We start from the raw sequence: 14,753 nt of genomic DNA on the forward strand, positions 1-14,753 counted from the left end.
TCGCTGGAAGGCAAAGGTTTAAAGCGCTTCCGGTCCGGTTTCGCCCGTGCGAATACGCACGACCTGCTCCACCGGCGTAATAAAGATCTTGCCGTCGCCGATCTTGCCCGTGCTGGCGGACTTTGAAATGGCCTCGACGACCTGGTCGACCAGGTTTTCGTCAACGGCCACTTCAAGCTTCACCTTGGGCAGAAAATCGACTACATACTCGGCACCGCGATACAACTCGGTATGACCGCGCTGGCGACCAAAACCCTTCACTTCGGTCATGGTCATGCCCTGCACGCCGATCTCCGAGATCGCCTCGCGAACATCATCAAGCTTGAACGGCTTGATCACGGCGGTAATCATCTTCATGTCAGACTCCTGTGGGCGGGTCCGCTGATCCACGGACCCGCCTTTGCATTAAGAGGTAATAGCCGGCTTCAGAACGTCTTGGACCAGCCCACCCAGGCGCCCAGGTCCTCGTCGGATTCGTCGACGTACTCGAGGTTAAGGCTGAACTCGCCCCAGTCCCCGGCGTCGCGCGCCAGGCTGGCGGTGTAATGGGTGTAGTTTTCGGCATCGGAATCGTCGAAGCTGGTACGCCCCACAAGGAACCCGGCGCTGTAGACATCCATGAACGGGATATCCAGACCGGCGTAGAAGTACATGTCGTCATCCTGCAAGGCCGAGTCATCACTGTCGTGAACAACATAGGCCATACCGCCGTAGAGACCGACGGTGCCAGTATCAAAGCTGACTTCACCGTAGATCTCGCCAAAGTCGGCGCTCAGGGAGCCGGTGTCATCACGGGCATCGGGGTAGGCATAGTAGATGTAGCCAACGTCGTATCCGAACCCGCTGGCGAACTCGTCGGCGAATCCGGCATAGAGATCGAGTTCGTAGCTGGTGTCATCACCAAAATCGACGTTCGACAGCCAGGTTCCGGCGTAAAACCCGGAGGCATGCTCGTAATCAATGCCGCCCTGAATGGCCGCACCGTCATCGCTTTCGGAAAAGCCCCTGAAGTAGTAGTTGGACACCGCACCAATGTTCACGGACAGCTCCGCGGCGGCGGTGGAGGTAAACGCGACGCCACCGGTGGAGCCTACGGTGAGGACAGCAGCGGCCAGCGCGGAACGGGTGAACTTCTTCATATTGGTCATCTCCCAGATTGGTCAATCGAGTGTCGCGTAGTCGACACCCGGTCCTTGCACGGGCTGTGCCAAGTACCAAAAGGGAGCAAAATCGGCTTTTCACAACACGTGTTGCGGCCGAACCACGAGGTTTTGCCTCTGGATGGTGCGCACTAAAAGTGCACACGCACCAAAAGCGTGCAATCAACGAAAAGTGTGAACACGGTCCGGTCCCCGCACGGGCCAGACGCGGAACAAGAGACAGGAAAGCGGGCCGGAAGGGCCCGTAGGAGAAGAGGGGCTAGTCGGACGTCGCGAGGGTGCCGCGCTCGATCTCGATGCCGACCTCGCGTACACCGGGAACGGCCCCGGGCTTGCCCAGTTTGATGCGCACCCAGGGGGTGCCGAACTGGGCCATCAGGGCCTCGGCGATCTCTTCGGCCAGGGATTCCAGCAGCGCGTGCGGCTCGCGCGTGACGATGGCCCGCACCGCGTTGGCCACCGCCTCGTAATCGACGGTATCGCCGATCTCGCCGGAATAGGCGGCGATGCGGGTATCCGCCGCCAGTTCGATGTCGAATCGCAGGCGGCGCTGGATCCGCTGTTCCCAGTCGTAGACACCGACAACGGCATCGATTTCGAGGTCGCGCAGATAGATTCGATCCATGGGCTCGGCGGGCTCCTGTAGGTCGGCGCCTATCCTACTGCCCGGGCCGCACGAGGTACACCGAGCCGTTATCATGGAGCTCTCCTTGCACGGCTTCGAGACACGCATGAGCGAGCCCTTCCACGACCTCCCGTGGCCCGACACCCCCGAGGGCGAACCGCGCCGCATCGGGGTAGAAATCGAGATGGCCGGGGTCTCGCTGGAGATTATGGCCGAAGCAGTAAAGGCCGAATTCGGAGGGCAGATCGAACCGGACAATGCGTTCGTCGCCCGCGTGCGCGATACCGACGTCGGCGACTTCCAGCTGGAACTGGACGCCCGGGTGCTGAAGGACCGGGCCTACCGCGAGCATCTCGCGCGCCTCGGCATCGAACTGGACGACTCCGACAAGGCGGCGCTGGATCGCTGGCTGGCCGACGCCGCCGGCCGCCTGGTGCCGCATGAAATCGTGGCCCCGCCGATCCCGGTGGCCGACCTGCCCCGCCTGGACCGGGTACGCGCGGCCCTGCAAGAGGCCGGTGCCCAGGGCACCGAACGCTCGTTTCTCTACGCCTTCGGGTTGCAGATCAATATCGAGATCCACCGTACCGATGCCGAGTGGCTGCTGGCGATCCTGCGCAGCTTCCTGCTGATGGCCGAGGCCCTCACCGCGGCCGGCGCAATCGACCTGGCACGGCGACTGTCGCCCTACATTCGCGCGTTTCCCGGGCCCTTTGTACGCCACATGCTGGACCCGGACTTCCAACCCGATCAGGCCGGCCTGATCGATGCCTACCTGGCGCACAGCCCAACCCGCAACCGACCACTGGACCTGTTGCCCTTGTTTGCCCACCTGGACCCGGAACGGGTCAACGCCGCACCGGTGGAACACGACTTGATCAAACCGCGCCCGGCCTTCCATTACCGCCTGCCGAACTGCGAGATCGACGACCCGGACTGGAGCCTGGCGCGACCGTTCAATGGCTGGGTCGAGGTGGAACGCCTGGCGGCGGATCCGGAACGCCTGGAGCGCCTGTCGCGGGAATACCTGGACCGCCCCGGCCAGGCCCTCGGCCGCTGGGCCGACGACTGGAGCCAGCGCCTCCGTGACTGGTTCTGACTCGGCTCCCAATGCAACCAGCCGGGTCACGCCCCAAGCCCGTCGCCCGGTGATCGCGATCACCGGGCCGGACCAGGGCGGGGGTCCGGCCTGGCTGTTCACCGCCCTGGCGGTGTGGCGCGCGGGAGGCCGCCCTTTGCGGTTGCGCCCGGGAAAGCCGCGCGGCCGTTGCCCGTTCGACGGACTGATCGTGGGCGGCGGGGCGGATGTCGACCCCGAGCTCTACGGCGAGACCCTGCCCGACGGGCCGGATGCGGCCGCCATCCGCCAGGCGGAGCGCCGCCTCTCGCAGCGCCTGATCGGCTACCTCTTCTACCCGGCCCTGTGGCTGCTGCGCCGGCTGTTCCAGTCGCACGGCGGGGTACTGGACGTCGACCGCGACCGCCTGGAGAAGGCCCTGATCCACCGCGCGCTGGACGATCACCGCCCGATCCTCGGCATCTGCCGCGGCATGCAGCTGGTCAACGTGGTGCGCGGCGGCACGCTGCAGCGCGATCTGGCCGAGTTCTACGTGGAAACACCACAGGCCCGCAGCCTGTTGCCGGTCAAGCCGGTCCAGCTGGAGCCGCGCAGCCACCTGGCGGACATCCTGGGCGACGCCACGCTGCACGTGAACGCCCTGCACAATCAGGCGGTGGATGGCCTGGGTCGCGGGCTAAGGGTCGCCGGCCGCGAGAGCAGCGGCGTGGTACAGGCGATCGAAGCCGACCGCGGCTGGTGCATCGGCGTGCAGTGGCACCCGGAATACCTGCCCCAGAAGCGCCGCCACCAGCGTCTGTTCCACGCCCTCGTTCGGGCCGCCGCCAATACCGGCTAAAACCCGATTCACCAAGAAGACACGAAGAAGGGCAGGCGCTCAGGCCGGGTACGGCACGGAGAGGCCGCCGAGGCCGCAGTAGCCGTGGGGGACCCTGGCCAGGTATTGCTGGTGATCCTCTTCGGCGAAATAGAACGCCGGCCCTTCGCCGATCTCGGTGCTGATCGTTCCGCCCCGTGCCTTGTCCAGCGCGGCCTGGAAGCGTTGGCGGCTGGTCTCGGCGGCCGCCAGCTGGTCCGCATCGGTGGTGTAGATCGCGGAGCGGTACTGGGTACCGACGTCGTTGCCCTGGCGCATGCCCTGGGTCGGGTCGTGGCCTTCCCAGAAGGTGCGGAACAGCGCATCCAGGTCGACTCGCCGCGGATCGAATACCACACGCACCAGCTCGGTGTGCCCGGTCTGGCCGCTGCATACCTCGCGATAGGTTGGATTCGGGGTATAGCCCCCACCGTAACCGACGCTGGTGGAGTACACCCCGTCCAGCTGCCAGAACAGGCGCTCGGCGCCCCAGAAGCAGCCCATGCCGAACTGGATCACCTGCATGCCTTCGGGGTACGGCGGTGCCAACGGGGTTCCCAGCACCATGTGGCGCCCGGGCACCGGCATCGGCTCCTCGCGCCCGGGCAAGGCCTGCTCGGGCGCAGGCATGCGCGGCTCGGAAAATGCGAACATCGGCGACTCCATCAGTCAGCCGGGGTGAGCCGGATCAGCTCCCCCGGGTTGTGGTCGGTAAGTACGTAGATTGCGCCTTCGTGCACGCGCACGTCGCGAACGCGGCGATCCAGATCCGGCAGCACCTCGGACTCATTGACCAGGTCGCGCCCGTCGAAGGTCAGGCGGCGCAGCGTCTGGTGCACCAGTCCGCCGACCAGCAGATCACCATCCCAGTCGGCAAAGGCCGGATCGCGCAGGATCGCCATGCCGGACGGGGCAATGGAAGGCGTCCAGTGATGCAGCGGTGACTCCATCCCCTCCTTCTCGGTCAGACCCTCGCCCACCTGGCCGCCACGGTATTCCTCGCCGTGGGTGATGACCGGCCAGCCGTAGTTCAGGCCGGGTTCGATGATGTTGACCTCGTCACCCCCGCGCGGGCCATGCTCGTTCTGCCAGAAGGTGCCGGTCTCGGGGTCCATCACCATGCCCTGCGGGTTGCGCACACCCCAGGCCCAGATCTCCGGGCGGGCGTCGGGTTCATCCACCAACGGGTTGTCATCCGGCACCGAACCATCGTCATGCAGCCGGATGATGCTGCCGATATGGGTGGAGGTGTCCTGCGCATGATCGCGATCGCCGCGGTCACCCACGCTGATGTACACGTACCCGGCCTGGTCAAACACGATGCGGCTGCCGAAGTGCCGGCCGCCGCTGACACCCGGCTCGGCGGTGAACAGCGTCTCCACGTCCTGCAGCTCGCCATCCTGGAAGCGCCCACGCGCCAGGCGGGTCGTCAGTCCGCCCTCCACGCTCGCCGAGTAGGTGAAGTACAGCCAGCGGTTTTCGGCGAACTCCGGATGCAGGGCAAGATCCAGCAAACCGCCCTGGTTGCGCGCCTGCAGGTCGTCCGGCAACCCCGGGACCAGCGCGCCCCGCCCGTCGAAGGCCTCGGCGTCCTCGAACCAGCGCAGGGTGCCCGGGCGCTCGCTGATCAGTGCACCGCCGTCGGGCAGGAAGGCGATGGCCCAGGGGTGATTCAGTTCCTCGTGCAGCACGCTGACCTGCAGATCCTGCTGCCCGCCCTCCAGGCCCTCGGCCGAGACCCCGGAGGACCCGGTGCATGCCACCAGAAGGCCCACGGTCATGGGAACCACCGTTACACGTCCCAGGATATGTTTGCGCTTGCTCATGGCTCGCTCCTTGTTCGGTCCGATGTCCATTGGTACCTGTGTTCAGGCGGCGGGTTCCCTCGGCTGGCAGACAGGGCACCAGTACGTCGAGCGGCCGTGTTCGCCCAGCAGGGCATATTCGACCGGTACGCCGCACTGTCGGCAGGGCTCGCCACGGCGGCCATAGACGTTCAGGAACGCTCCCTCCTCCGCGCGCTCGCGGGTGATGCGCGGACCCGGCTTCAGGTTGCGCCGCAGCAACCGCTCGGCATCGCGGTACAGCCCCGCCAGCACACGCTGCGACACCTGCCCGAGAGGCCACAGCGGGTGACAGCCTTGCAGGAACAGCACCTCTGACTTGTAGATGTTTCCGATGCCCGCCGCCAGCGACTGATCCAGCAGCACATCCAGGATCGGGCGCGCCGGGTCCGCGACGGTCCGCACCCGCATGACCACGGCATCCAGGTCGATCGCCGGGTCCAGCAGATCAGGGCCGACACGGGCATCCAGACGCGGGACATCCGCCGCCCCCGCCGTGCGCGGGCGCCACTGCAGCTCGCGAGGATGAAAGCAGACCAGTACCCGCTCCGGGAGGCTGAGGACGGCCCAGGCACTGGAGGCCGGCTTGTGCCAGGCGACACCCGGGGCGTACTGGTGCCAGGTCCCGTACATGCCCAGGTGGGTGCGCAATTGCCACGGCCGGCCATCCGCAGCTGCAAGATCCAGCAACAAGTGCTTGCCCCGGGCCTGCACGGTCCCGGCGGTCATCGCGCCATGCTCGAGCAACGGATCGCCGCGCCGGGTGCGGGTCGCTACCGCAGTCAGCGTTGCGCCCTCCAGTACCGGCCGCAACGCGGCGGCCAGCTTGTGGATCGTGTCGCCCTCGGGCATGCGGGCGGGATCAGCGCTCGCGCGCGGGGTACAGGCGCGGCTCGCCCTCGGGGCGGGTGCGGAACAGGCGCATGGACCATAGGTACTGCGCCGGGGCCTGCTCGATGCCACGCTCAATGGCGGCGTTCATCTGCCGCGCATCGACGGCATCATCCCCCGAGGGATAGTCTTCCAGGGGCGGCCACAGGCGCATCACGTACTGGTCCGCCGCCGCGTCATACCAGGCGAAGCTGGGCAGGACCGCCGCCTTCGACATGCGCGCCAGACGCGCCAGCGCGGTCAGCGTGGCCTTCTGCACACCGAAGAAATCCACGAATACCGCGCCCTCGGCGCCCAGGTCCTCGTCCGGCAGGTAATAGAAGAAGCGACCGCGCTTGAGCTGGCGAATGGCCGGGCGCAGGCCCTGGTCGCGGGCGAAGATATCGCCGGAATAGCGCGTGCGGCTGCGGTGGTTGATCCACTCCAGCACCGGGTTCTTCATCGGCTTGGCGAAGGACACGCCGTCGAACATCTGACTCATGCGCACACCGCCGTAATCCAGCCCCAGGGAATGCGGCGCCAGGATGATCACTGGCGTCCCGCCGGAGCGCAGGCGCTCGTAGTGCTCCAGACCCTCGATGCGAATGCGGGCGGCGTGCTGGCCGGGCTTGCCGAACCACAGCAACCCGTAGTCCAGCGCCGTCTGCGCCTGGTAGCGGTAATAGGCCTCCAGGCGCTGGGCGCGCTCCGCAGCGGTCATCGCCGGGAAGCACAGCTCCAGGTTCCGTTCGACCACCGCCCGACTGCGCCCGGCCAGCCGGCGAATCAGCCGGCCCAGCCCGCCGGCGAGACCGCGCACGGCCGGGCGCGGCAACTCCTGCAGCACCCAGGCCAGGCCCAGCAACAGCCAGCTGCCCCAGTAACGCGGGGCGAAGTGCGCGGCGGTCAGCGGGGCCTGGTAGGCACCAGCGTCCTCGCGCCGCCCGGTTTCGTCGTCGACAGCGCTCATGCGCCCCCGGCACCGTCGGTGGGCCCGTCCGTGGCGGCCTGCTGCTTGCGGGCGCGCTTGGCGTAGACCTCCATCTCCTTCGCGGCCTGCAGATCACCCTTCTCGGTGGCCACGCGGATACCGCGCTCGCAGGTGGACAGGGCCGACTCGGGGCGCTCCAGCTCCACCAGCGTCTTCGCCAGCAGCTTCCAGGCCGCGGAATAACCGCCGTCCAGATCCAGCGCCCGCTGCAGATGGGGCACTGCGGCCTCCAGCTGGCCATCGGTCGCCAGGGCATTGCCCAGCGAGAAACGCAGCATGGCGGAATCCTGACCGCCGTCGAGCATATTCTGGAAGCGTTCGATCATGTCGCTCATGGGGTACCTCCCTCGGCGCGTGCCGATACGTACAGTCAGGCTAACGCCGCCAGAAGGCGGGCGACAGAAGCACCAGCACGGTAAAGATTTCCAGGCGCCCCATCAGCATCGCAACCACCAGGACCCACTTGCTGAAATCGTTGATCGACTGGAAGTTGGGCCCGACCTCGCCCAGACCGGGACCCAGGTTGTTCAGCGAGGCCGCCACTGCCGAGAACGCGGTCACCTGATCCAGACCGGATGCCATCAGCCCCAGCATCATCACTACGAACACCATCACGTAGGCCGCCAGGAAGCCCCACACCGCCTGCACGACGCGATCCGGGGCCTCCTTCCCGTTGACCTTCACGGCGATCCGCGCGTGCGGGTGGATCAGACGCTTGATCTCGCGCAGCCCCTGCTTCACCAGCAACAGCACGCGCACCACCTTCATGCCACCACCGGTGGAACCGGTACAGCCACCGATGAACGACAGGAGGATCAACAACACAGGCAGGAAACCGGGCCACAGGTAGAAGCTGTCGGTGGCATATCCCGTCGTGGTCGCAATGGACACGACATGGAAGACCCCGCGGCGCAATGCATCCCCGAACTGATCGGTAAACCCGCTCCAGAGCATGAAACCGACCACCAGGACGATCGCCGAGCCGAGCACCAGGAGGTAGGCGCGTAACTCCTCGTCCCGCCGGTAAGGCTTCCAGGTCGCGCGGTGCAGCACCAGAAAGTGGAGAGCAAAGTTCATCCCGCCCAGAACCATGAACGCGATGGCGACCATCTCGATCGCCACGGAGTCGAAATGACCGATGCTGGCGTCATAGGTCGAAAAGCCACCAATCGCCACGGTGGTGAAGGAGTGCGCAATCGCATCGAAGGCATCCATGCCGGCGGCCCAGTAGGCCAGCGCGCAGGCCACGGTCAGGCCCAGGTAGATGTACCAGAGGTTGCGCGCGGTCTCGGCGATACGCGGCGTCAGCTTGTTGTCGCGGATCGGCCCCGGGGTCTCGGCCTTGAACAGCTGCATGCCGCCCACGCCCAGAAGCGGCAGGATGGCCACCGCCAGCACGATGATCCCCATGCCGCCCATCCACTGCAGCTGCTGGCGATACCACAGCAGCGCCCGCGGCAGATCATCCAGCCCGGTCAGCACCGTGGCGCCGGTCGTGGTCAGGCCGGACATCGACTCGAAGGCGGCATCGGTGAAGGACACCTGCAGGCTCGGGTCGAGGTACAGCGGTGTCGCCCCGGCGATCCCCAGTCCCAGCCAGAACAGCACCACCAGGATGAAGCCGTCGCGCGCCTGCAGCTCCTGGCGCATGCGGTACAACGGCGCCCACAGCAGCCCGCCCATCAGCAACAGGAGGGCGAAGGCCTGCAGGAACACATACGCGGTGGACTCCCCGTACAGAAAGCCGATGGCCGCCGGCGGCAGCATCGCCAGACTGAACAGCGTCAGCAGGACACCCAGCAGCCGGGCCGTGGAGGCGAGATGGAGCATCCGCGCGCTCCGCCTAGGGAAACACTGATGAATGTACGCACTCGCGCTCGAGTCGCTTTTGCGTGCGAACAAGGCGCGGTGACTGCCGTGCAGTCATTCTGCACAAGGGAACCGCAACGCCGTGCGCGCGCAAAAGCGGCCGAGCCCCGCGGGGTTGGTAACCCAGGTTCCCCGAGACAAGGCGCGGTGCGCAGCCGGTAGTGGTTCTACCGGCAAGGGCCGCAACGCAGGATCGGGGAACCTGGGATACCAACGCGAGTGTGTACATTGATCAGTGTTTCCCTAAAAGAACAGCGCCGTGGGCTGGAACAGGCGTTGCACCTGCTTCACCTTGCGCCGATCGGTCACGAACAGAATCACGTGGTCGCCGGCCTCGATGACCGTGTCGCGATGGGGGATGATGACCTCCTCGCCCCGCACCACCGCTCCGACGCGAGTGCCCTCGGGAAAGTCGATCTCGTCGATCCGGCGGCTGACCACCTGCGACGTCCGGGCATCGCCGTTGACCACGGTCTCGATCGCCTCGGCCGCACCGCGGCGCAGGGCATGCACGGTGGCGGTTCCGCCCTCGCGCACCCGCGCCAGCAGCGCACCGATGGTCGCCTGCTGTGGCGAGATCGCGACATCGATCGTCCCGCTTTGCAGCAGGTCCACGTAACTCGGCCGATTGATCAGCGACATCACCTTGCGCACGCCCCAGCGCTTGGCCAGCATCCCGGCGAAGATGTTCGCCTGGTCGTCGTTGGTGACCGCGCAGAACACGTCGCTGTGCTCGACGTTGATGGATTCGAGGAAGCGGTCATCCGAGCTGTCCCCGTGCAGCACCAGGACATTGCTGGGTAGCGTCCGCGCCAGATGATCGGCACGTTCGGAATCGCGTTCGATCACCTTGACCCGGTAGCGCTTGCTGAGCGTCTCGGCCAGGCGCTCGCCGATGTTGCCGCCACCGGCCACCATGATTCGCTTGTAGGGCTTTTCCAGCTTGCGCAGCTCCGAGGTCACCGCGCGGATGTTCTTCTTCGCCGCGACGAAGAACACCTCGTCATCGGCCTCGATCACCGTGGAACCATCCGGCTGGATCGAGCGATCCTTGCGGAAGATCGCGGCCACCCGGGTCTGGATGCCCGGCATGTCGTTTTGCAGATTTTTCAGCTCGTGCCCGACCAGCGGGCCACCGTAGTAGGCGCGCACCCCCACCAGCGAAACTCGGCCCTCGGCGAATTCCAGCACCTGGAGCGAACCGGGGTGCTCGATCAGGCGCTGGATGTGGCTGGTCACGATCGCCTCGGGCGAGATCAGCATGTCCACCGGCATCGCGTCCTGGGCGAACAGCGCCGGGGTCTCGTGGTAGTCGCGGGCCCGCACCCGGGCGATCTTGGTCTCGATATTGAACAGCGTGGAGGCCACCTGGCAGGCGACCATGTTGGTCTCGTCCGAGTTGGTGACCGCGATCAGCATGGACGCGTCCTGCGCACCGGCTGCCTCCAGCACCGAGGGGTGCGCGGCAAAGCCGTGCACGGTCTTGATGTCGAAACGATCCTCCAGCTCCGCCAGCATCTCGGCGCGGTAATCGACCACCGTAATGTCGATCCCGTCGGCGCTCAGCGCCTCCGCCAGCGACTGACCGACCTGCCCGGCCCCGAGGATGATGATGTGCTTCATGCGTCTCCCGTCCCGAAGCGGGTTCAGCTATCGGATTTCACGCGCTTGGGGTCGATCCCCAGCGCCTTGAACTTGCGGTACAGGTGCGTGCGCTCCAGCCCCACCCGTTCCGCCAGGCGCGTCATGTTGCCCTCGGAGCGCTCCAGCTGTTGCTGCAGGTATTCGCGCTCGAACTGTTCGCGCGCCTCGCGCAGCGGCAGATCGGGGATGGCGACCGCCCCCTCGCCGCCCTCCTCGGCGCGCTGCGGCTGCCCGCTGAGGGTCCGCTCCACCTCGTCACGGGTGATCTCGTCGCCCGAGCCCAGGATCATCAGCCGCTGCACCAGGTTGCGCAGTTCGCGCACGTTGCCCGGCCAGTGGTACTGCTGCAGCCGCTCCAGGGCCGGACGCTGGAAGGCGCGCGGCGGCAGCCCTTCCTGCTGGTGCAGGTGGCGCATATGACACTCCAGCAGTTCCGGGATGTCTTCGGGGTGCTCGCGCAGGGGCGGGATGGTCAGTGGCAGGACATTCAACCGGTAGTACAGGTCCTCGCGGAAGTGGCCCTGCTTGACCGCCTCGGCCAGGTCGTACTGGCTCCCTGCGATCACGCGCACGTTCACGCTGATGGGCTGGTTGCCGCCGATGCGGGTGATGCGCTGGGTATCCAGCGCATGCAGCAACCGCCCCTGGGTCTGCAGATCCATCTCCGCGACCTCGTCCAGGAACAGCACGCCACCCGCCGCCTGCTCCAGCAGGCCATAGCGCACATGTTCTCCCTGCTCGCTGCCGAACAGCTCGGCGATCGCCTCCTCGCCCGAGAGCGACCCCACCGAGACCACGATGAACGGGCTCTCGCGGCGCGCGCTGCGCGCATGCAGCAGCCGCGCGAAGGTCTGCTTGCCCACGCCTGGCTCACCGGTGATCAGCACCCAGGTATCGTGCTGCGCCATGCGCTGCACCTGGTCGCGCAGGTTCACCATGGTGGCGCTGTCGCCCACCGGGTCGGCCACCGTACCGGCGTGGCGCTTCAGGCCCACGTTCTCGCGCTGCAGGCGTGCGGCCTCCAGGGCATTGTTCAGGGTGATCAGCAGCTTGTCGATGGACAACGGCTTCTCGATGAAGTCGTAGGCACCCAGGCGCGTGGCATCCACAGCGGTCTCGACGTTGCCGTGACCGGAGATCATCACCACCGGGCAGGGCAGCCCCTCGTCATCGCCCCACTCCTTGAGCAGGGAGATCCCGTCACCGTCCGGCATCCAGACATCCAGCAGGATCAGGTCCGGGCGGCGACTGCGACGCTGTGCCTTGGCCTCGGCCACGGAGCCGGCGAGTGCTACCTGATAGCCCTCGTCCTCCAGCACATCCTGCAGCAGCATGCGGATGTCCGGCTCGTCGTCGACCACGAGTATGTAGGCTTCGCTCATTCGGGCTCCTCGTGAACCACCGGACCATGCTCCACCGGGATGCGGATGCGGAAGACCGCCCCGCCCGGCCCGGACTCTGCATTATGGCACTCAATCATGCCGCCATGCTCCTCCACGATCTTCTGCGCGACGGCCAGACCGAGACCGGTTCCACGCGGCTTGTCGGTGGTGTAGGGCTCGAAGATGCGCTCGAGGAACTCCGGCTTGATGCCCGGACCGGTGTCGATCACGCGCAATTCGATATGCGGCCCGGCCGAGTCGTCGAGATACGCCGTGGCGACATGCACCTCCATGTCCTCGTGGCCCTCGCCCGCCTCCAGGGCGTTCTTGATCAGGTTGTGCAGCAACTGGCGCAGACGCCCGGCGTCGCCATGGATTCGCGGCAGGGACGCATCCAGCGTGACATCGACGCGCGAGCGCCCGTCCTGGTCCAGGTACAACTCGCAGACGTCCCGGATCAGCTGGTTCAGATCCACCGACGCGCGCTCCAGCTGCGGGGCCTGGGCATAGTCGCGGAAGGCGTTGACCAGGGTCTTCATCGCCTCCACCTGCTGCACGATGGTACCGGTGGCGCGATCCAGCACCTCGCGATCCGCCCCCTCCAGCACCTTGCCCAGACGCCGCGACAGGCGCTCGGCGGACAGCTGGATCGGGGTCAGCGGGTTCTTGATCTCGTGCGCCAGGCGGCGCGCCACCTCACCCCAGGCGGCGTCACGCTGGGCCTTCAGGAACTCGGTCATATCGTCGAACACGATCGCGTGCAGACCGCGGCTGGACCCCGAGGTCGGCAGCCACACGGCACGGGTCATCAGCACCTTGCGCCCGCTACGGGTGAACACCACCACCTGGCGCGACCATTCTTCTTCCTGGCGCACCAGGGCATCGCTGATCGCCTCGAAAAACTGCGCCACCAGCGGGCACTCGGCGCCCACCTCCGACATCACCCGGGTGCGCGCCCGCTGCAGGTCGCACTCCAGGATCTCGCTGGCCGCGGCGTTCGCGGTACGCAGGCGCAGGCTGCCATCCAGCGCCAGCACGCCGGAGCGCAAATGTTGCAGCACGCTCTCCAGATAGGCGCGCTCGGCGTCCAGCAGGCGGCGGTTGCGTTCCGCCTCGTCGCGCGCCTCGTTCAGGGTGCGCGTCATGGTATTGAACGACTGCACCAGGAAACCCAGCTCGTCGGCGCGCTGCACCGCCAGGCGGGTGCTGTAGTCGCCCTGGGCGACCATGCGTGTGCCCTGCACCAGGTCGGAGATCGGGCGCACCATGCGCCGCGCCACCAGCAGCCCAGCCCAGAGTGCCGCCATCAGCGAGATCGCCAGCGCCAGTGACAGGGTGAACACAAAGCCCTGGATCATCGGCCCGCGCAGGTAGGCGAATTCGCGATAGTCGGCGAAGGCGTCCTGCACCCGTAGCGACAACGCGCTCATGCGCGGGTCCACGGGGTAAATGCCCTGCAGGATACGGTTCTCCGAGCCCGGGCGGCGGCTGCTGGTGGTGGCCACCACGCGGATGATCAGCGAGCCGTCGGGCTGCGGCTCCAGCCGCGAATACGGCTGTTCCGGGCGCACCCGCATCAGAATGTCGGACCCGGGCGGGGTCGGCAGACGACGAATTGGGCTGTCGGTGCTGGAGGCGATAATGCGGTTGTTGGAGCCGACCAGGGTCAGCTCCTGCGCCCCGACCTGGCGGCGATAGTCGTTCAGGGCCAGCGGCACCAGCCCCTCCGAGACCCCCTCGAGATCGCTCATCAGCTCCTGGGTCTCGTTCGCCAGCTGGCGCACCCGCAGATCCAGCGACGAGCGCGACAGCTCCAGCGCATCCTCCAGCGCCGACTCCACGCGCACGTCGAACCAGGAATCCACGCCCTCGTTCAGGAACTTGAAGGAGAAGTAATAGACAACGGACACCGGCAGCACCGCCACCAGCATGAACACCGCGACCAGGCGCAGGGTCAGCCGGCTGCCGGGGACCCCGCGGCGATACTGGATCGCCATGCGCGCGACCTGATAGATGATCAGCCCGCCCAGCGCCACCAGCACGGCGACGTGGAACACCAGCAGCCACAGGAACAGCTGCTCGAAGCGCGCCTGGTTCTGCGCGGCATCGCCCATCACCACCAGCGAGGTCAGCAGCAGCACGAACAGGAGCCCGATGCCGAACAGCCCCCACGGGAAGCCCCTTAGGGAAACGCTGATCAACGTACACCCTCGCGTTGGTAACCCAGGTTTTCCGAAACAAGGCGCGGTCCGCAGCCGGTAGCCATTCTATCGGCAAGGGCCGCAACGCCGGATCGGGGAACCTGGGTTACCAACCCCACGAACCATTGAAAGCAGGGGCTCGGCCGCCCGTTGTGATCAAAAACGGGCCTGCGCACGGCGTTGCGGCACCCTTGTGCAGAATGACTGCACGGCGGTCGCCGCGCCTTGTTCGC

14 protein-coding genes are annotated in these 14,753 nt (G+C 66.6%); 2 read left to right on the forward strand and 12 right to left on the reverse strand.

The features are described 5' to 3' along the window. Nucleotides 1–18: 18 nt before the first annotated feature. The 3 genes from G335_RS0106605 to folB form a co-directional block, all read right to left on the reverse strand. Entirely contained in the window at nt 19–357 is a 339-nt protein-coding gene (locus G335_RS0106605) for a P-II family nitrogen regulator (RefSeq protein WP_012981610.1), read from the reverse strand. A 68-nt stretch (nt 358–425) separates the two neighbouring features. Then, complete coding sequence (locus tag G335_RS0106610) at nt 426–1,139, reverse strand: TorF family putative porin (protein ID WP_026304777.1); 714 nt, start codon at nt 1,137–1,139, stop codon at nt 426–428. A 280-nt stretch (nt 1,140–1,419) separates the two neighbouring features. Next, nucleotides 1,420–1,785 carry a dihydroneopterin aldolase gene (gene folB, locus G335_RS0106615; protein WP_018144633.1) on the reverse strand — a complete coding sequence of 122 codons (366 nt, stop codon included), beginning with the start codon at nt 1,783–1,785 and terminating at the stop codon, nt 1,420–1,422. Nucleotides 1,786–1,858: 73 nt separating this feature from the next. On the opposite strand from folB, the gene G335_RS0106620 reads away from it, so the two are divergent. After that, the gene (locus G335_RS0106620) at nt 1,859–2,884 is read left to right on the forward strand and encodes an amidoligase family protein (protein WP_018176241.1); all 1,026 of its coding nucleotides are present in this window, start codon (nt 1,859–1,861) and stop codon (nt 2,882–2,884) included. 49 nt (nt 2,885–2,933) lie between these two features. Then, nucleotides 2,934–3,701, forward strand: coding sequence for a gamma-glutamyl-gamma-aminobutyrate hydrolase family protein (locus tag G335_RS0106625; RefSeq protein ID WP_018168350.1), 768 nt, complete (start codon nt 2,934–2,936; stop codon nt 3,699–3,701). Between the two features lie 39 nt (nt 3,702–3,740). Here G335_RS0106625 and msrA read toward each other — a convergent pair whose 3' ends face one another. The 9 genes from msrA to G335_RS0106670 all read right to left on the reverse strand — a co-directional run bounded on the left by msrA (nt 3,741) and on the right by G335_RS0106670 (nt 14,520). Continuing rightward, nucleotides 3,741–4,373, reverse strand: coding sequence for a peptide-methionine (S)-S-oxide reductase MsrA (gene msrA / locus G335_RS0106630; RefSeq protein WP_018176242.1), 633 nt, complete (start codon nt 4,371–4,373; stop codon nt 3,741–3,743). A gap of 11 nt (nt 4,374–4,384) precedes the next feature. Further along, nucleotides 4,385–5,545 carry a PQQ-dependent sugar dehydrogenase gene (locus G335_RS0106635; RefSeq protein ID WP_018176243.1) on the reverse strand — a complete coding sequence of 387 codons (1,161 nt, stop codon included), beginning with the start codon at nt 5,543–5,545 and terminating at the stop codon, nt 4,385–4,387. A gap of 42 nt (nt 5,546–5,587) precedes the next feature. Further along, on the reverse strand, nt 5,588–6,415 hold the full coding sequence (locus G335_RS0106640; RefSeq protein WP_018176244.1) for a DNA-formamidopyrimidine glycosylase family protein: 828 nt from the start codon (nt 6,413–6,415) through the stop codon (nt 5,588–5,590). Nucleotides 6,416–6,425: 10 nt separating this feature from the next. Beyond that, nucleotides 6,426–7,403, reverse strand: a complete 978-nt coding sequence (locus tag G335_RS0106645) for a lysophospholipid acyltransferase family protein (protein ID WP_018168354.1) — start codon at nt 7,401–7,403, stop codon at nt 6,426–6,428. Then, nucleotides 7,400–7,759: a tetratricopeptide repeat protein gene (locus tag G335_RS0106650; protein WP_018144640.1), complete on the reverse strand. Its 360-nt coding sequence runs from the start codon at nt 7,757–7,759 to the stop codon at nt 7,400–7,402. The genes G335_RS0106645 and G335_RS0106650 overlap by 4 nt, the downstream gene beginning before the upstream one ends. Before the next feature lie 40 nt (nt 7,760–7,799). Next, a complete protein-coding gene (locus tag G335_RS0106655; RefSeq protein WP_018168356.1) occupies nt 7,800–9,254 on the reverse strand; it encodes a TrkH family potassium uptake protein in 1,455 nt (484 codons plus the stop codon). 282 nt (nt 9,255–9,536) lie between these two features. Further along, entirely contained in the window at nt 9,537–10,916 is a 1,380-nt protein-coding gene (gene trkA, locus G335_RS0106660) for a Trk system potassium transporter TrkA (RefSeq protein ID WP_018144642.1), read from the reverse strand. A 23-nt stretch (nt 10,917–10,939) separates the two neighbouring features. After that, entirely contained in the window at nt 10,940–12,319 is a 1,380-nt protein-coding gene (locus G335_RS0106665; RefSeq protein ID WP_018176245.1) for a sigma-54 dependent transcriptional regulator, read from the reverse strand. Next, nucleotides 12,316–14,520, reverse strand: a complete 2,205-nt coding sequence (locus G335_RS0106670) for an ATP-binding protein (protein WP_018176246.1) — start codon at nt 14,518–14,520, stop codon at nt 12,316–12,318. The genes G335_RS0106665 and G335_RS0106670 overlap by 4 nt, the downstream gene beginning before the upstream one ends. Nucleotides 14,521–14,753: the final 233 nt, after the last annotated feature.

Origin of the sequence: Thioalkalivibrio sp. AKL8, from assembly GCF_000380525.1 — a bacterium.
GTDB lineage: Bacteria > Pseudomonadota > Gammaproteobacteria > Ectothiorhodospirales > Ectothiorhodospiraceae > Thioalkalivibrio > Thioalkalivibrio versutus.

What these genes read in the sequence shown, in the direction of transcription:
- G335_RS0106605 (WP_012981610.1), bottom strand. Translation starts at nt 357, where the DNA reads ATGAAGATGATTACCGCCGTGATCAAGCCGTTCAAGCTTGATGATGTT.
- G335_RS0106610 (WP_026304777.1), bottom strand. Translation starts at nt 1,139, where the DNA reads ATGAAGAAGTTCACCCGTTCCGCGCTGGCCGCTGCTGTCCTCACCGTA.
- folB (WP_018144633.1), bottom strand. Translation starts at nt 1,785, where the DNA reads ATGGATCGAATCTATCTGCGCGACCTCGAAATCGATGCCGTTGTCGGT.
- G335_RS0106620 (WP_018176241.1), top strand. Translation starts at nt 1,859, where the DNA reads ATGGAGCTCTCCTTGCACGGCTTCGAGACACGCATGAGCGAGCCCTTC.
- msrA (WP_018176242.1), bottom strand. Translation starts at nt 4,373, where the DNA reads ATGTTCGCATTTTCCGAGCCGCGCATGCCTGCGCCCGAGCAGGCCTTG.
- G335_RS0106635 (WP_018176243.1), bottom strand. Translation starts at nt 5,545, where the DNA reads ATGAGCAAGCGCAAACATATCCTGGGACGTGTAACGGTGGTTCCCATG.
- G335_RS0106640 (WP_018176244.1), bottom strand. Translation starts at nt 6,415, where the DNA reads ATGCCCGAGGGCGACACGATCCACAAGCTGGCCGCCGCGTTGCGGCCG.
- G335_RS0106645 (WP_018168354.1), bottom strand. Translation starts at nt 7,403, where the DNA reads ATGAGCGCTGTCGACGACGAAACCGGGCGGCGCGAGGACGCTGGTGCC.
- G335_RS0106650 (WP_018144640.1), bottom strand. Translation starts at nt 7,759, where the DNA reads ATGAGCGACATGATCGAACGCTTCCAGAATATGCTCGACGGCGGTCAG.
- G335_RS0106655 (WP_018168356.1), bottom strand. Translation starts at nt 9,254, where the DNA reads ATGCTCCATCTCGCCTCCACGGCCCGGCTGCTGGGTGTCCTGCTGACG.
- trkA (WP_018144642.1), bottom strand. Translation starts at nt 10,916, where the DNA reads ATGAAGCACATCATCATCCTCGGGGCCGGGCAGGTCGGTCAGTCGCTG.
- G335_RS0106665 (WP_018176245.1), bottom strand. Translation starts at nt 12,319, where the DNA reads ATGAGCGAAGCCTACATACTCGTGGTCGACGACGAGCCGGACATCCGC.